The sequence below is a fragment of the Intrasporangium sp. genome (assembly GCF_035688975.1).
Lineage (GTDB): Bacteria > Actinomycetota > Actinomycetes > Actinomycetales > Dermatophilaceae > CALMNV01.
Genome location: NZ_DASSMH010000059.1, coordinates 19,314 through 35,538, shown reverse-complemented (window position 1 = coordinate 35,538; position 16,225 = coordinate 19,314). Strand labels below are relative to the sequence as shown.

Genomic DNA, 16,225 nt, shown 5'->3' with positions numbered 1-16,225 from the left:
TGCCCCTAGGGTGTGGCCATGGCGCGACGTAGCCCCTCCTCCGGTTCCCAGGTCCTTGCCATCGTGCTCGCCGGAGGGGAGGGCAAGCGCCTCATGCCGCTCACCGCGGACCGTGCGAAGCCGGCCGTCCCGTTCGGCGGCATCTACCGCCTCATCGACTTCGCCCTGAGCAACGTCGTCAACTCGGGCTACCTCAAGGTGGTCGTGCTCACGCAGTACAAGTCGCACAGCCTCGACGCCCACGTGACGAAGACGTGGCGCATGTCGACGCTCCTCGGCAACTACGTCACCACCGTGCCGGCGCAGCAGCGCGTCGACAAGAACTGGTATCTCGGCAGCGCGGACGCGATCTACCAGAGCCTCAACCTCGTGCACGACGAGCGGCCCGAGATCGTCGTCGTCGTGGGCGCCGACCACGTCTACCGCATGGACTTCAGCCACATGGTGGAGCAGCACATCAAGTCCGGAGTGGGGGTCACCGTCGCCGCCATCCGGCAGCCGATCTCCATGGCCGACCAGTTCGGGGTGATCGAGGTCGACGAGCAGGACCCGACCCGCATCTCGGCCTTCCTCGAGAAGCCCACCGACGCGCGCGGCCTCCCCGACGCCCCGCACGAGATCCTCGCCTCGATGGGCAACTACGTCTTCACCGCGAGCGCCCTCGAGGAGGCCGTGACCCGCGACCACGACCGCGAGGGCAGCAAGCACGACATGGGCGGGGACATCGTGCCCGACTTCGTCAGCCGGGGGGACGCCGGGGTCTACGACTTCAAGAACAACCCGGTGCCGGGCTCCACCGACCGCGACCGCGGCTACTGGCGTGACGTGGGGACCATCGAGTCGTACTACGAGGCGCACATGGACCTGGTCTCCATCCACCCGGTGTTCAACCTCTACAACTACGAGTGGCCGATGTACACCCAGTACCAGCCGCTTCCGCCGGCGAAGTTCGTCCACGGCAGCGGGGACCGGATCGGCGAGGCGCTCAACTCGGCCGTCTCCCCCGGCGTCGTGGTCTCGGGCGGGCACGTCTACGGATCGGTGCTCTCCCCGCTCGTCAAGGTGCACAGCTACGCCCACATCGAGGCGTCGGTGCTCCTCGACGGGGTGGAGGTGGGCCGGCAGGCCAAGGTCCGCCGGGCCATCCTCGACAAGAACGTGACCGTCCCGCCCAACGCCCAGGTCGGCTACGACCACGACCACGACCGCGCCCGGGGCTTCCACGTGACGGACTCGGGCATCGTCGTCGTCGGCAAGGGCCAGACGGTGACGGAGTGACCGGCGCTCCTCGGCCGGACGACCTGCCGGAGGAGCCGGGGCCGCCCGCGAGCGCCGCCGACCCCAGACCAGCCCGCGTGGGCGTCCAGGTCCCACCCCAGCACGCGGCATACGGGGACATCCGGCGCACGTGCGCCGCGCTCGAGGAGCTCGGCGTCGACATCGTCTTCACGTGGGACCATTTCTTCCCCCTGAGCGGTGACCGCGGCGGGCGGCACTTCGAGTGCTGGACGATGCTCGGGGCCTGGGCGGAGGCCACGGAGCGCGTCGAGATCGGCGCGCTCGTGACGTGCAACTCCTACCGCAACCCCCACCTGCTGGCCGACATGGCGCGCACCGTGGACCACATCAGCGACGGCCGGCTGATCCTCGGGATCGGCTCCGGGTGGTTCGAGCACGACTACGACGAGTACGGCTACGACTTCGGGACCGCCGGGGCCCGGCTCGACGCGCTCGCCCGCGACCTGCCGGTGATCCGCGAGCGTTGGTCGCGCCTCAACCCGCCGCCGACGCGGCAGATCCCGATCCTCATCGGCGGCGGCGGCGAGCGCAAGACGCTGCGCATCGTCGCCGAGCACGCGGCGATCTGGCACGGCTTCGGCGGGCCGGAGGCGATCGCGCACAAGCACCGCGTCCTCGACGCCTGGTGCGCGCGCAGGGGCAGGGACCCGCTCGAGATCGAGCGGTCCGCCGGAGTGGCCTTCGTCCCGGGCCGCAATCCCGACCAGTCGGGCGACTACGCCGGCAACGCGCAGCAGCTGCACGACATCGGGACCCGGCTCTTCACCGCGAGCGTCGCGGCCGTCGACCCCGACCTCGGCCGGGTCAGGGACCTGCTCGCCTGGCGGGACGAGGTCAACCGCGCCTGAGGCGCCGTATGCCGTATGCCGGATGCGCCGCCCTGGCTGCTCGGCCCGCTCACTAGCCTGATCGTCGTGGACGACGCGACGACGCAGGCGACGGAGACGACGGAGACGACGGAGACGAAGGAGACGCTGAGCATCACGGTCACCGGTGCGGACCGGCCGGGCGTCACCGGCACGCTCCTCGCCGCGGTCACCGAGGTCGGCGCGGGTGCCGAGGTGATCGACATCCAGCAGGTCGTCGTCCACGGCCACCTCACCCTCGCCCTCGTGCTGGCACCGGGCGACGCGGCGGACGCGGTGCGCGCGGCCGCGCGCTCGGTCGCCGAGCGGCTGGGGCTCGCCGTGTCCTTCGGCGCCGGCCCGGCAGATGGTCCGCGACCGCGCCACGGGCGCGCCGCGGTCGTCGTCCTCGGCCGCCCCCTCGGCGCGGACGCCGTGTCGGCGGTGACCGGGCGGATCGCCGAGCACGGCGCCAACATCGACCGCATCCGCCGGCTGTCGCGGTATCCGGTGACGACGGTCGAGTTCGACGTGTCCGGTGCCGACGTTGCAGGGCTGCGCACCGAGCTCAGCCTCGTCGCCGCGGCGAACGGCATCGACGTCGCCGTCGCTCCCGGTGGCCTTGCTCGTCGCGGACGCCGTCTCGTCGTCCTCGACGTCGACTCGACCCTCATCCGGCAGGAGGTCATCGAGATGCTGGCCGCGCACTGCGGGCGGGAGGAGGAGGTCGCCGCGGTGACGGCCCGGGCGATGGCCGGTGAGCTCGACTTCGAGCAGTCGCTCCGGGCCCGGGTGGCGACGCTGGCCGGCCTGCCGGCCTCGGTGCTGCAGGAGGTGCGTCGCGACATCGTCCTGACGCCGGGGGCCCGCACGTTGGTGCGTACCCTGAAGCGGCTCGGCTTCACCGTCGGTCTCGTCTCCGGTGGTTTTGTCGAGATCGTCGGCGGCCTCGCTGCGGAGCTCGGCATCGACCACGCCCGTGCGAACCGCCTGGAGATCCGCGACGGTCGCCTCACGGGCCGCGTCCTCGGCGAGGTCGTCGACCGGGCCGGCAAGGCGCGCGCCCTTCGCGACTTCGCCGCCTCCGAGGGGCTGCCCCTCAGCCGGACCGTCGCCATCGGCGACGGGGCCAACGACCTCGACATGCTGGCCGCCGCCGGCCTCGGCGTCGCCTTCAACGCCAAGCCGGTCGTGCGCGAGCAGGCCCACACGTCGGTGAACGTGCCCTACCTCGACTCGGTGCTCTACCTGCTCGGCCTCACGCGCGAGGAGATCGAGGAGGCGGATGCCGCGGACGGCACGCCGACGGCCGTGCCAGCGGTCCCCCCCGCCCCTCACTAGGCTGACGCAATGGCGACGAGCGGCATACCGTCCGGAGCGCGAGCAGATGGGCGGGTCCCGCGCACCCTGCTCATCATCGGAGGCGCCGAGGACCGGATGGGCCGCTCGGTGGTGCTCAAGCGGTTCGTCAAGCTCGCGGGGGGCCGACGCTCACGCATCGTCGTCATCCCGACCGCGTCGTCCGTGCCGGAGGAGGTGGCGGAGGCCTACCGCGACACCTTCACCCGGTTGCGTGGCGGCGAGGTCTCCGTCGTCCACCCGCGGACCCGACGCGACGCCGTCGACCCCGGCATGGTCCGGCTGCTGGACGACGCGACGGGCGTCTTCCTCACCGGCGGCAGCCAGAACAAGCTGGCCCAGAACATCGTCGGGACCCCCGTCGGCGACGCCGTCCACCGGGCCTACGACCGGGGCGCGGTCGTCGCCGGCACGTCGGCGGGGGCGTCCGTCATGAGCCGCTTCATGATCTCCCTCGGCGAGGAGGGGCTGACCCCACGACAGCGGGCGAGCCAGATCTCCGCGGGTCTCGACCTCGTGCCGGACGTCATCATCGACCAGCACTTCGACCAGCGGGGCCGATACGGCCGGCTCATGTCCATGGTGGCCGCGTCCCCCCACCTGCTCGGCATGGGCGTCGACGAGAACACGGCCGCCGAGGTCCGCGACGGCCGGATCCTCTCCGTCATCGGCACCGGCGCGGTGTTCCTGGTCAACGCCCGCAACGCGATCACGGACGCCCCGGACGCGCGCCGCGGGGCCCCGCTGCTCGTCTCCGGGGCGGTGGTGCACACCCTGCCCGCGGGCAGTACGTTCGACCTCGAGCACGTCGAGCTCACCGACTTCGTCGAACGTCACCCGGACGTCGAGGTGTCGGTCCTGCCGGCGCAGGTCCGCGCGGCGCGCTCGGGCGCACCGGCGGGATCGGGTGCGCCGGCGGGATCGGGCGCGCCGGCGGGCTCCTGAGGACCCCGCTCCAGCAACCCGGACCCCGGCGTTCCGCCACCGGGCGCGTCACTCCCGACGAGCCCGCTCTCACCCCCAGCTGAGGAGCTGCCATGGCCGTCGAGGTGCCGACTCCCACCGGTCCCGCACGTCCGGACCTGCGCATCGTGTCGACCCGGATCTACCGCGGCCCCAACGTGTGGTCCTACCAGCAGGCGATCCACCTCGTGGTCGACCTGGGCAGCCTGGAGATGTATCCCACCGTCGCGCTGCCCGGCTTCACCGACCGGCTCCTCGAGGCCGTGCCGGGCCTGGACCGGCATACGTGCTCGCTCGGACGACGCGGGGGTTTCGTCGAGCGCCTCCGGGAGGGCACCTGGCTCGGCCACGTCGCGGAGCACGTCGCCCTGCAGCTGCAGACGCTGGCCGGCCACGACCAGCGCCGGGGCAAGACACGTGGCGTCAGGGGCCGGCCGGGACGCTACAACGTCATCTACGGCTACACCGACGAGACGGTGGGGGTGGCGGCGGGCCGACTCGCCGTGAGCCTCGTCAACCATCTCGTGGAGCCGGCCGACGGCTTCGACGTCGAGGCAGAGTTCAACGCCTTCCTGCGCGCCGCCGAGCGGGCGTCCTTCGGGCCTTCCACGGCCGCGATCCTCGAGGAGGCGGCCTCCCGCGACATCCCCTTCATCCGGCTCAACTCCGCCTCGCTGGTCCAGCTCGGCCAGGGCGTGCACGCTCAGCGCATCCGGGCCACGATGACGTCGAAGACGAGCGCCCTCGCCGTCGACATCGCGTGTGACAAGGACCTGACCACCACGCTGCTCGCCTCCGCCGGCCTGCCGGTCCCCAGGCAGGAGTCGGTGCGCACCGCGGAGGCGGCCGTGGCAGCGGCCCGCCGCATCGGCTTCCCGGTGGTGCTCAAGCCGCTCGACGGCAACCACGGCCGCGGCGTGTGCCTCGACCTGCGCAGCGACGCCGAGGTGGAGAAGGCCTTTTCGACCGCCCGGTCCGAGACGCGCCGCGGCATCGTGGTCGTCGAGTCCTTCGTCACCGGCCGCGACTACCGGTGCCTCATCGTCGGCGGCCGCATGCAGGCCATCGCCGAGCGCGTGCCCGCCCACGTCGTCGGCGACGGCACCTCGACGGTGGCAGAGCTCGTCGAGCTCACCAACGCGGACCCCCGGCGCGGGGTCGGTCACGAGAAGGTGCTCACCAGGATCACGGTCGACGAGACGGCCGAGGAGGTCCTCGCGGGTCAGGGGCACTCGCTCCACTCGGTCCCCGCCGAGGGCGAGATGGTCAAGCTGGCGCTCACCGGCAACATGTCGACGGGGGGCATCTCCATCGACCGCACGTTCGACGCGCATCCCGACAACGTCGAGATCGCGGAGGAGGCGGCCCGCCTCGTCGGGCTCGACGTGGCCGGGATCGACTTCATCTGCCCGGACATCACCTTCCCGGTCCGGGAGACCGGCGGTGCGATCTGCGAGGTGAACGCCGCCCCAGGGTTCCGCATGCACACCCACCCGACGGTCGGGGAGCCGCAGTTCATCGCCAAGCCCGTCGTGGACCTGCTCTTCCCGCCGGGTGCCACCTCGCGCGTGCCGATCGTCGCGGTCACCGGCACGAACGGCAAGACGACCACGGCCCGGATGATCGCCCACATCTTCAAGGGCCTCGGGCGCAAGGTCGGGATGACCTCGACCGACGGCGTCGTCATCGACGAGCGTCTCGTCATCAAGGCCGACGCGTCGGGTCCCCGGTCGGCGCGCATGGTGCTGCAGAACCCCCGCGTCGACTTCGCCGTCATGGAGGTCGCCCGGGGCGGCATACTGCGCGAGGGCCTCGGCTACGACCGCAACGACATCGCCGTCGTGACCAACGTGGCCCCGGACCACCTCGGCATGCAGGGCATCGACACCCTGCGGCAGCTCGCCGACGTCAAGGCGGTCATCGTCGAGGCCGTGCCCCGGGACGGCTTCGCGGTGCTCAACGCCGACGACGTCAACGTGCGCACCATGCGCCGCCGATGCTCCGGCGGGGTGGTGTGGTTCTCGATGTCGCCGCCCGGCAGCGAGGTGCGCGAGTTCGTCGACGACTACTGCCGTCGAGGCGGGCGAGCGGTGGTGCTCGACCCGAGCGACAAGGGCGACATGATCGTCATCAACCACGGGCGCCGCAGCATCCAGCTGGCCTGGACCCACCTGCTGCCCTCGACCTTCGGCGGGGCCGCCCGGTTCAACGTGGCCAACGCGATGGCCGCCACCGGCGCGGCGTTCGCCGCGGGCGCCCCGCTCCACGACATCCGCCAAGGCCTGCGCACCTTCGCGACGACCTACTACCTGTCGCCCGGCCGGCTCAACCTCGTCCGGGTGGACAACGCCGACGTCTTCCTCGACTACTGCCACAACGCCGCCGGGATGCGGGAGCTGGGCAGCTTCGTCGACCGGTATGCCGACCAGAAGGCGGGCACGGCGGAGCTGGGCCGCGCGTCGCGGATCGGGATGATCGGTGCCGCGGGCGACCGGCGCGACGACGACATGCGTGAGCTCGGCGCGGTCGCGGCGGAGCACTTCGACGTCATCGTCGTGCGCGAGGACATGCGCCTGCGGGGCCGTCGACGCGGAGAGACCGCGGAGCTCGTGGCACAGGGCGCCCGGTCCCGGATGGGGCAGGGTGCCCGCTGCCGTCAGGTCGATGTCGTCCTCGACGAGCTCGAGGCCACGCGCAGCGTCCTCGCGCGGGCGAACCCCGGCGACCTGGTCGTCCTCTGCGTCGACAACCACGCCCTCGTGGCGGCCGAGCTCGAGGACCGCACCAAGAGCGCGCAGGCCGGCTCGCGGGCCGGCACGGCCATCAGCGACCCGGACCTCGACCCGGCGGACCTCACCGAGTCGGCGGCGGCGGAGGGCGCCGAGGCCACCACCGAGGCCTTCGCCACCGCGGGCGTCGACCGGGTGACGGGTGACGACGGAGCCGCCTGAGGCGCCGCCTCAGGCAAGCGGTCGCGCCGGCTCGGGAGCCAGCTCGGCGGCATACCGCGCCAGGGTGTCCCGGTAGTGCTGCGTGTCCGGGTCCGCGCTGGCCTCGAGGAGGGCGCGGATGAGGTCGCCGACGGCCCGGCGGTCCTGGCCGAGGTCGGCCAGCACGAGCGCCCGGAGGATCAGGGCTGCGGCGTTGCCCGGGCGAGCCGACGAGACGGCGTCGAGCAGGCCGAGCGCCTCGTCCAGGCGCCCCCCCGAGCGCAGGCACGCGGCGAGCTGCAGCTGGCCGCGGTGTCGGTGCGGCTCCCGCAGCCCGGCCGCCAGCGCTCGCTCGTAAAGCCCGATCGCCTCGGCCTCGCGGCCGGCCGCGTCGAGGGTCGCGGCATACTCGTGCAGCAGGCGCGCGTCTCCCGGGCCCGCGGCGAGGAGGCGGCGGGCAGCCTCGACCCGCGCGGTGGGGTCCTCGAGGGACCAGACCCCGGCGATCTCGCCCTCCAGCTCGTGCTCGCCCCGGGCCGTGACGACCTTGCAGCGGATGGCGCGCGCGTCGTCGACACGGCCACCCCGAGCGCGCACCCAGCCGTCGACCTCGACCCGCTCGGAATGGCACATGACCGCGACCGTGTCTCCGTCCACGGCGTGGGCGGCGAGGTGCGCGAGCGACTCGACCTCCGTGTCGAGCTCGGGGACGCCGAGGACGCCGGCGCGGGCCAGCCCCGCCCGCAGCAGGTCCGCGAGCTCCTCGGGCGCACGGCCCCGCAGGTAGTGCGCCGTCCCCTTGATGACGACCTCGTCTGCGCCCCGCCCGGCGAGCTCGCCCATCCCCGCGATGGCCTCGTCGGGCCGGTCACCGGCGCATCCCAGCGCGAGCCGCACGTAGCCGCCGGGCGCCGTGAGGCCCCGGGCCACCTCGAGGAGCGCCTCGAGACCCGCCTCGTTGTGCGCCATGTCCATGATCACCGTGGCGCTGCCCCCCGACGGCAGGGGCAGGGAGTAGGTGTTGAGCCGGCCCCAGTTGTGCACCGGGTCCGGCGAGAAGGTCCGCAGCCCCTCCACCACGGCGGCACGGGGCACTCCCAGGCCGAGGGCGGCGGCCGTGCCGGCCAGCGCGTTGGCGACGTTGTGCCGGGACAGGCCGCTCATCGTCATGGGCACGTCGACGACCTTGACCAACCGGTCCGGGTCGCCGTTCGGCGAGAGGACCACGATCTCGCCCTCGAGCACGGTGATGCCGCGCCCGCCGCTGTTGAGCGACTCCCAGAGGGCTGGCGAGTCCGGGTCCAGCGTGAAGGCCCACGGCTTGGCCTTGGCCCTGGCGCGCATGGCCCAGACCCGGGGGTCCTCGCCGTTGAGCACGACCCACCCTCCGGGCCGGGTGACCGTCGTGATGATCGCCTTGACCTCGGCGAGCTGGTCGAGGGTGTCGATGCCCTGCAGGCCGAGGTGGTCGGCGCTGACGTTGGTCACCACGCTCACGTCGTTGACCGTGACGCCCATTCCCTTCAGGAGCAGCCCACCGCGGGCGGTCTCGAGGATGCCCACGTCGAGGCCCGGGGTCGCCAGCACGGCCTGGGCCCCGGCCGGTCCGGAGTAGTCGCCGGCCTGGACGGTCCTGCCCATCACGACGACCCCGTCGGTGGAGCTCCAGGCCGTCGTCATTCCGGCCGTCATGCACATGTGGGCGAGCAGCCGGGTCGTCGTCGTCTTGCCGTTCGTCCCCGTCACGGAGACGACCGGCACGGCGGGAGCGACCAGGGCCGGACCGGAGCCCTCGGGAGCGTCGAGGATCGTCTCCGCCGCCGCCTCGATGGCGCGGCGGGCCTGCCCGCCGTCGGACAGGAGCGCGAGCAGGACCTCCCCCAGCTGCTCCCCCGCCATCCGGCCGCGTGTCCGGTCCGCCCATGGGAAGGCCACGACGACGTCGGCCGGCGTGGCCCCCGCCCGCACCTTGACCCCGTGGCGCCCGGCCCCGATCCCGGAGGCGAGCCGACGCATGACCGTGCGGGTGAGCCGCATGACGAAGCGCTGCCGCAGGGCCGTGCCCGCCCCACCGGGCCGTGCGGAGCGCAGCCCGACCCGGTCGGCGACGTCGAGCGCCTCGTCCTTGCTGAGCTGCACGTATCCCGGCAGGTGCAGGCTGACCTTGATCGCCGGTCGGGTGAAGTAGAGGTTCGGCCCGTCGAGGACGCGCACCTCGCCGACCCTCACGGGGGGCCCCACCGGGGCCGAGGAGGCGTTGGGCGGCATACTCGGCGGGTGACTCGGCGGGGGGCTCGGGGGCGTCACGGTGCGGCGCCCGTCGTCAGGCATGGTTGGACTCTAGCGAGCCGGGCTGCGGGCGACCGACGTCAGAGGCCCATCGCGTGCACGCCGCCGTCGACGTGCACGATCTCCCCCGTCGTGGCCGGGAACCAGTCGGACAGCAGGGCCGCGCAGGCCCGCGCGGCGGGCACCGGGTCGCCCACGTCCCAGCCGAGCGGGGCGCGGCTGTCCCAGGCCTCCTCGAACCTCTCGAAGCCGGGGATCGACTTCGCGGCCGTGGTCCGGATGGGGCCCGCGGCGACGAGGTTGCAGCGCACCTTCTTGGGGCCGAGGTCACGGGCGAGGTAGCGGTTGGTGGACTCGAACGCCGCCTTCGCCACGCCCATCCAGTCGTAGACCGGCCAGGCGAAGCTCGCGTCGAAGGTGAGCCCGACCACCGCACCACCCCCGGACATGAGCGGCAGGGCCGCCGCGGCAAGGCTCTTGAGGCTGTATGCCGACACGTGCAGTGCCGTCGACACGTCCTCCCAGGTGCCCTCCATGAAGTTGAAGGCGCCCTGGGGGGCGAAGCCGATGGAGTGCAGCACGCCGTCGAGCCGGTCGACCGAGGCCGACGCCCGCTCGCCGAGCGTGTCGAGGTGCTCCGTGTTCGTCACGTCGAGCTCGATGACCTCGGGCGTGCTGGGCAGCCGCTTGGCGATCGTCTGGGTGATCCGCATCGTCCGGCCGAACGACGTGAGCAGGACCTCCGCTCCCTCCTCCTGCGCGATGCGTGCCACGTGGAAGGCGATGGAGCTGTCCATGAGGACGCCGGTCACCAGCAGCTTCTTGCCTTCGAGGATGCCCATGAGAGTGCCCTTCGTATCGTCGGGAGGTCGTATGCCGGGTGGCTGATCGTGGTGAGATCCGGGCGGGACCGGCTCAGTGGCCCATGCCGAGCCCGCCGTCGACCGGGATGACGGCGCCGCTGATGTAGCCGGCCGCGTCGCTGGCGAGGAAGCGCACCGCCTCCGCGACCTCCTCGGCCCGCGCGAAGCGGCCGGCGGGGATGCTCGCGAGATAGGCCTTCTGCTGCGCCTCGGGCAGGGCTGCCGTCATGTCGGTCTCGACGAACCCGGGCGCCACGACGTTCGCGGTGATCCCCCGGCCGCCCAGCTCGCGGGTGATCGAGCGCGCCAGGCCGACGAGCCCGGCCTTGGAGGCGGCGTAGTTGGTCTGGCCCGGCGAGCCGTAGAGCCCGACGACGCTCGAGATGAGGATGATCCGGCCCCGTCGTTTGCGGATCATGCCGGTGGCCGCGCGCCGTGCGCACCGGAACGCGCCCGCGAGGTTGGTGTCGAGCACCGCGTCGAAGTCGTCGTCGCTCATGCGCATCAGCAGCGTGTCACGGGTCACCCCCGCGTTGGCCACGAGGACCTCGACCGGTCCGCCGAGGATGCCCTCGGCCTCGGTGAACGCCTGGTCCACGGAGGCGCTGTCGGTGACCTCACAGCGCACTGCCGACAGCCCCTCCGGCGGCTCGCCGGAGCGGTTGGTGATGACGACCTTGTCGCCGGCGTCGGCGAAGGCGCGCGCGATGGCGAGCCCGATCCCCCGGTTGCCGCCCGTCACGAGCACGTTCCGTGGCTCCGTCGCTCCCACCAGGGCTCCTCGCATCCGTGCCGGGCGGCTCCCGGTCGACAGGGCGAACCTAACGGACTACCCGTGGGTATGCCGCACGACGGGGCTTAGAGTTGGCAGGTGGGAGAGTCTGAGCGGCCGGTGGTCTACACCGTCACGTCGGCGCGTTCGTCGACGACGGACAACCAGGCCGAGCGCATGCGGCGCTACCTGACCATGATGGGGATTCGCGTCGGCTGTTTCGCCCTCCTGTTCGTGACATCGGGGTGGATGAGGTGGGTCTGCGTCGTCGGCGCCGTCGCCCTGCCCTACTTCGCGGTCGTCATCGCCAACGCCGTGCGACCCCCCCAGCAGGGGCGCGTCGAGCCGGTGACTCCCCCGCTCGACCGCACCCGTCAGCTCGGCCAGTGACTGACACGGACACCGCGGTCTGCAGCGCGAAGGGGTGCCGTCGCCCGGCTCGGTATGCCGTGGTCTGGCGCAACCCCAAGCTCCATGCCCCCGACCGGCGCAAGGTCTGGCTCGCGTGTGACGAGCACCGTCAGCCGCTTGCCGACTTCGTCTCGGCGCGAGGCTTTCTCCTCGAGGTCATCGGCGTCGAGGCCCTCACCGCCGCCGACGGCTGACCCGTCACCCCCACCCCGGTCGAGTGGCCACTTGCGCACACCCTCACCCGGTCGAGTGGCCACGTGCGCACACCCCCACCCGGTCGAGTGGCCACGTCCGCGCACCCTCACCCGGTCGAGTGGCCACGTGCGCACACCCCCACCCGGTCGAGTGGCCACGTCCGCACATTCAGCCGCCGATCGCCGACATCGGGCGGTCCGGCTGCACGAATCCAGGGTCGCCGATGCCGTGGCCCCGCCGCTTGCGCCACATCTCCCCGCGCATCAGCCCGAGCAGCTCCTCGTCGCTCGCGCCCTCGCGCAGCGGCGTCCGCAGGTCCGTCTCGGTGCGAGAGAAGAGGCAGTTGCGGACCTGGCCGTCCGCGGTGAGCCGGGCCCGGTCGCACGCGGCGCAGAAGGGAGCGGTGACGCTCGCGATGATGCCCACGGTGGCGGGGCCGCCATCGACGAGGAAGCGCTCGGCCGGAGCGCTGCCCCGCTCCGCCGCCGGGAGGGGGGTCAGGGTGTAGCGCTCCGACAGCCGGGCCCTGATCTCGTCGGCGGTGACCATGTCGCGCCGGTCCCAGGCGTGCTGGGCGTCGAGCGGCATCTGCTCGATGAAGCGCAGCTCGTACCCTCGCTCAAGGCACCACTGCAGCACGTCGCCCACCGAGGCGTCGTTGACGCCGCGCATGGCGACGGCGTTCACCTTGACCGGCGTCAGTCCGGCAGCCGCCGCCGCGGCGAGACCGGCCTCGACGTCGGCCAGCCGGTCACGACGGGCGAGTTGCGTGAACGTCTCCGCGTCAATGGTGTCGAGACTCACGTTGACCCGGTCCAGCCCAGCCGCGGCGAGGGCCCCGGCCATCCGCTCCAGCCCGACCCCGTTGGTGGTCATGGCGATCCGGGGCCGTGGGTCGAATGCGGCGATGCCGGCCACGAGCTCAACCAGGGAGCGCCGCAGCAGCGGCTCGCCTCCGGTCAGCCGCACCTGCGTGATGCCGTCACGCACGAAGAGTCCGATGATCCGCAGCATCTCCTCGTCGGTGAGCATTTCCTGCTTCGGCATCCAGGGCAGGCCCTCGGCGGGCATGCAGTACGTGCAGCGCAGGTTGCACCGGTCGGTCACCGAGACGCGCAGGTCGCGGGCCACCCTGCCGAACTGGTCCGCCAGTTGGGTCGGCCGGACGGTCGGAAGTGGCAGGTGGGTCATGGCACCCAGAATAGGCCGGGTACCGTCAGGGAGTGCTTCGGCTGTGGCTCACGCGTCGGTGGATCGTCGCCACCGTGATCGCGATCGGGTTCGGCGTGGCGTGCTTCTTCCTCGGCAGCTGGCAGTGGCACCGCCACCTCGAGCAGCGCACCAAGGTGGCCGCGATCGAGCACAACTACGGAGCGGCACCCGTGCCGGTCTCGGACGTGCTCACCGGCGCGGAGCTGCCTCCAGAGCGCCAGTGGACGCACGTGCGTGTGCGCGGGTCGTATGCCGCTGACGGCGACCTGCTCGTGCGCAACCGGACGCTCGACTCGGCGGTGGGCTTCGAGGTGCTGACCCCCTTCGACACCGAAGACGGCACCGTGCTGGTCGACCGCGGCTGGGTGCCCAACGCTCGTTCAGCGGCCACCATGCCCGAGGTGGACCCTCCCCCCCGCGGTCCGGTGGAGATCATCGGGTGGCTGCGCACCGGGGAGCCCTCGCTCGGCCGCGACCTGCCGGCCGGCCAGCTTGCGAGCATCAGCGTCGCCGACGCCCGGGCACAACGACCCCTGCTGGCCTCGCGGGACGTCTACGTCACGCTCGGGTCCCAGTCCCCCGCCGCGCCAACTTCGGGCCATCCGGTGCAGCCGCTGCCGCAGCCGGACGAGGGCTTGGGCCCGCACCAGGCCTATGCCTACCAGTGGTGGCTCACCATGCCCGGCGGCCTTGTGTTCGTCATCTGGGCGATGCGCCGGGAGCTCGCGCACGGAGACGAGCGCGGACCGCTCGAGCCAGCGACCCCGCGGCCGAGGAAGGTGCGGATCTGGGACGAGGAAGACGCCTGACCCTCCGGGTCTCCTGGGACTCCCACCCCCGTCGAGTGGCCACTTCCGCACGGGCCTCATCCGCATCATCGCGCGGTTCCACCTGACCGTCCCTCCCCCCAACCGTCGAGTGGCCACTTCCGCACAAGGCGGCCGCACCGAACTGGCCACTCGACCATCGAAGGGCCGCTTCCGCACAGGCCGGCCGTACGGAACTGGCCACTCGACGGGGAGCAGGACCGTACGGAAGTGGCCACTCGACCAGGGAGGCAGGTCCGTACGGAAGTGGCCACTCGACCGGGAGCAGGACCGTACGGAACTGGCCACTCGACTTAGGGGCGGGTCAGCGACGGGCTCGCCATCGCGTCGGCGTGGGAGCGACTCAGCGGGTCGAACTGCGTGGCGTGCAGGTCGGCGTAGAGTCCGCCGGCGGCGAGCAGCTCCTCGTGCCGCCCAGCCTCGACGACCCGGCCGTGGTCGAGCACGACGATGAGGTCGGCCTGCCGGATCGTGGAGAGGCGATGCGCGATGACGATGGACGTGCGGCCGGCCAGGGCAGCGTCCAGAGCCCGCTGCACCGCGACCTCGGACTCGGAGTCGAGGTGGGCGGTCGCCTCGTCGAGGACGACGACGTCGGGAGCCTTGAGCAGGAGCCGGGCGATCGCGATGCGCTGCTTCTCGCCGCCGCTCAGGCGGTGGCCGCGGTCTCCGACGACGGTGTCGAGGCCCTGCGGCAGCTCCTCGATGAGGCCGCTGATCTGGGCGGCGCGCAGGGCGGCGTCGATCTGTTCGTCCGTGGCGTCCGGACGGGCGTAGCGCAGGTTGGCCCCGATGGTGTCGTGGAACAGGTGGGCGTCCTGGGTCACCACCCCGACCCGGTCGCGCAGCGAGCGCATGGTGACGTCGCGCAGGTCGAGGCCGCCGATGCGGACACTGCCGGAGGACGGGTCGTAGAGTCGCGCGACGAGCGAGGTGACGGTCGTCTTGCCGGCCCCGGAGGGTCCGACGAGGGCCACGAGCTGACCTGGCGCCGCCCGGAGGGTGACGTCGTGCAGGACCGGACCACCGGCCTTGCGGTCCCCGGATGCCGTCGACTCGAGGGAGGCGAGGGACACCTCGTCCGCCGACGGGTAGCGGAACGAGACGTGGTCGATCTCGACGGCGAGCGGGCCCTCGGGGAGCGGCGACGCGCCGGGACGCTCCGCGACGAGCGGCTGCAGGTCCAGCACCTCGAAGACCCGCTCGAAGGAGATCAGGGCTGTCATGACGTCGACCCGCACGTTGGACAGCGAGGTCAACGGCCCGTAGAGCCGAGCAAGCAGGGCCGAGAGGGCGAGCAGGGTCCCCACGGAGAGGCTTCCCTGGACGGCCATGACCCCGCCGAAGCCGTAGACCATGGCCGTGGCGAGAGCTGCCACGAGCGTCAGGGCCGCCATGAAGAAGGACCGGTTGAGCGCGATGCTCACGCCGATGTCACGCACCCGGCCCGCGCGATCGGCATACTCCGCCTCCTCCTGGTCGGGGCGGCCGAAGAGCTTGACGAGCAGCGCGCCGGCGACGTTGAAGCGCTCGGTCATGCGGCTGCCCATGTCGGCGTTGAGGACCATCTGCCGGGAAGCCAGGCCGGCGAGCCGGCGGCCCATGACCCGGGCGGGAAGGAGGAACAACGGCACGAGGAGCAGCGCCCCGAGGGTGAGCTGCCACGACAGTGCGAGCATCGCTGCGACGACGAGGACGACGGAGACGATGTTGCTCACGACGTTGGACAGCACGGACGTGAAGGCCTGCTGGGCGCCGATGACGTCGTTGTTGAGGCGGGACACGAGCGACCCGGTCTGGGCGCGGGTGAAGAACGCGATGGGTTGACGCAGGACGTGGGCGAAGACCTGGTTGCGCAGGTCGTTGATGAGGCCCTCCCCGATCCGGGCGGAGTACCACCGCTGGACCACCGTGAGCAGACCGTCGAGGACCGAGATGCCGGCCACGAGGAGGGCGAGGCGCACCACGACCCCGGAGTCCTTGGGGATGACGCCCTCGTCGACGAGCTGGCGCAGCAGGAGCGGGACGGCCACGACGAGCACGGAGTCGACGACCACGAGGAGCAGGAAGGCGGCGATCGCCCGACGGTACGGCCCGGCATACGACAGGACGCGCCGCCGCGTGCCGGGTGCGAGCGTCTTCTCCGTCACCGACACGTCGCGCGACATCGCGCGCATCATCATCCACGGCTGCATGCTCACCCGCGCAGTCCTCCTTCGTCCCCCGGTCAACCCCGCGGAAGCAGCGGGGATTCCCGCGG

13 protein-coding genes are annotated in these 16,225 nt (G+C 72.3%); 8 read left to right on the top strand and 5 right to left on the bottom strand.

The window, feature by feature from the left end; translation table 11 throughout:
• Nucleotides 1-18 precede the first annotated feature (18 nt).
• The 5 genes from glgC (at nt 19) to cphA (ending at nt 7,417) form a co-directional block, all read left to right on the top strand.
• Nucleotides 19-1,278 carry a glucose-1-phosphate adenylyltransferase gene (gene glgC, locus VFJ94_RS06155; protein WP_325003315.1) on the top strand — a complete coding sequence of 420 codons (1,260 nt, stop codon included), beginning with the start codon at nt 19-21 and terminating at the stop codon, nt 1,276-1,278.
• A complete protein-coding gene (locus VFJ94_RS06150; protein WP_414654576.1) occupies nt 1,275-2,147 on the top strand; it encodes an LLM class F420-dependent oxidoreductase in 873 nt (290 codons plus the stop codon). Before glgC ends, VFJ94_RS06150 begins: the two co-directional genes overlap by 4 nt.
• A gap of 66 nt (nt 2,148-2,213) precedes the next feature.
• On the top strand, nt 2,214-3,485 hold the full coding sequence (gene serB, locus VFJ94_RS06145; RefSeq protein ID WP_325003314.1) for a phosphoserine phosphatase SerB: 1,272 nt from the start codon (nt 2,214-2,216) through the stop codon (nt 3,483-3,485).
• A 9-nt stretch (nt 3,486-3,494) separates the two neighbouring features.
• Nucleotides 3,495-4,448 (top strand): cyanophycinase, encoded by a 954-nt coding sequence (locus tag VFJ94_RS06140; RefSeq protein WP_325003313.1) that lies wholly within the window; start codon nt 3,495-3,497, stop codon nt 4,446-4,448.
• A gap of 92 nt (nt 4,449-4,540) precedes the next feature.
• Nucleotides 4,541-7,417: a cyanophycin synthetase gene (cphA, locus tag VFJ94_RS06135; RefSeq protein WP_325003312.1), complete on the top strand. Its 2,877-nt coding sequence runs from the start codon at nt 4,541-4,543 to the stop codon at nt 7,415-7,417.
• Nucleotides 7,418-7,426: 9 nt separating this feature from the next.
• Here the strand turns inward: cphA and VFJ94_RS06130 are convergent, their stop codons facing one another.
• From VFJ94_RS06130 to fabG, 3 genes are all read right to left on the bottom strand, one after another.
• Nucleotides 7,427-9,727 (bottom strand): tetratricopeptide repeat protein, encoded by a 2,301-nt coding sequence (locus tag VFJ94_RS06130; protein ID WP_325003311.1) that lies wholly within the window; start codon nt 9,725-9,727, stop codon nt 7,427-7,429.
• Between the two features lie 38 nt (nt 9,728-9,765).
• Nucleotides 9,766-10,527 carry an enoyl-ACP reductase FabI gene (fabI, locus tag VFJ94_RS06125; protein WP_325003310.1) on the bottom strand — a complete coding sequence of 254 codons (762 nt, stop codon included), beginning with the start codon at nt 10,525-10,527 and terminating at the stop codon, nt 9,766-9,768.
• A gap of 73 nt (nt 10,528-10,600) precedes the next feature.
• Nucleotides 10,601-11,335, bottom strand: coding sequence for a 3-oxoacyl-ACP reductase FabG (gene fabG, locus VFJ94_RS06120; protein WP_325003309.1), 735 nt, complete (start codon nt 11,333-11,335; stop codon nt 10,601-10,603).
• 84 nt (nt 11,336-11,419) lie between these two features.
• Between fabG and VFJ94_RS06115 the strand changes: the two genes are divergently transcribed.
• Nucleotides 11,420-11,710, top strand: coding sequence for a DUF3099 domain-containing protein (locus VFJ94_RS06115; RefSeq protein ID WP_325003308.1), 291 nt, complete (start codon nt 11,420-11,422; stop codon nt 11,708-11,710).
• A complete protein-coding gene (locus tag VFJ94_RS06110) occupies nt 11,707-11,925 on the top strand; it encodes a hypothetical protein (protein ID WP_325003307.1) in 219 nt (72 codons plus the stop codon). Before VFJ94_RS06115 ends, VFJ94_RS06110 begins: the two co-directional genes overlap by 4 nt.
• Nucleotides 11,926-12,094: 169 nt before the next feature.
• Here VFJ94_RS06110 and moaA read toward each other — a convergent pair whose 3' ends face one another.
• The gene (moaA, locus tag VFJ94_RS06105; RefSeq protein WP_325003306.1) at nt 12,095-13,117 is read right to left on the bottom strand and encodes a GTP 3',8-cyclase MoaA; all 1,023 of its coding nucleotides are present in this window, start codon (nt 13,115-13,117) and stop codon (nt 12,095-12,097) included.
• Between the two features lie 32 nt (nt 13,118-13,149).
• On the opposite strand from moaA, the gene VFJ94_RS06100 reads away from it, so the two are divergent.
• Complete coding sequence (locus tag VFJ94_RS06100) at nt 13,150-13,947, top strand: SURF1 family protein (RefSeq protein WP_325003305.1); 798 nt, start codon at nt 13,150-13,152, stop codon at nt 13,945-13,947.
• Nucleotides 13,948-14,258: 311 nt separating this feature from the next.
• Here VFJ94_RS06100 and VFJ94_RS06095 read toward each other — a convergent pair whose 3' ends face one another.
• Nucleotides 14,259-16,160 carry an ABC transporter ATP-binding protein gene (locus VFJ94_RS06095; RefSeq protein WP_325003341.1) on the bottom strand — a complete coding sequence of 634 codons (1,902 nt, stop codon included), beginning with the start codon at nt 16,158-16,160 and terminating at the stop codon, nt 14,259-14,261.
• Between the last annotated feature and the right edge of the window lie 65 nt (nt 16,161-16,225).

Bases quoted from the DNA above. Each gene is read 5' to 3' on its own strand.
- VFJ94_RS06130 (WP_325003311.1), bottom strand. From the start codon at position 9,727: ATGCCTGACGACGGGCGCCGCACCGTGACGCCCCCGAGCCCCCCGCCG.
- fabG (WP_325003309.1), bottom strand. From the start codon at position 11,335: ATGCGAGGAGCCCTGGTGGGAGCGACGGAGCCACGGAACGTGCTCGTG.
- cphA (WP_325003312.1), top strand. From the start codon at position 4,541: ATGGCCGTCGAGGTGCCGACTCCCACCGGTCCCGCACGTCCGGACCTG.
- glgC (WP_325003315.1), top strand. From the start codon at position 19: ATGGCGCGACGTAGCCCCTCCTCCGGTTCCCAGGTCCTTGCCATCGTG.
- VFJ94_RS06140 (WP_325003313.1), top strand. From the start codon at position 3,495: ATGGCGACGAGCGGCATACCGTCCGGAGCGCGAGCAGATGGGCGGGTC.
- VFJ94_RS06095 (WP_325003341.1), bottom strand. From the start codon at position 16,160: ATGCAGCCGTGGATGATGATGCGCGCGATGTCGCGCGACGTGTCGGTG.
- moaA (WP_325003306.1), bottom strand. From the start codon at position 13,117: ATGACCCACCTGCCACTTCCGACCGTCCGGCCGACCCAACTGGCGGAC.
- fabI (WP_325003310.1), bottom strand. From the start codon at position 10,527: ATGGGCATCCTCGAAGGCAAGAAGCTGCTGGTGACCGGCGTCCTCATG.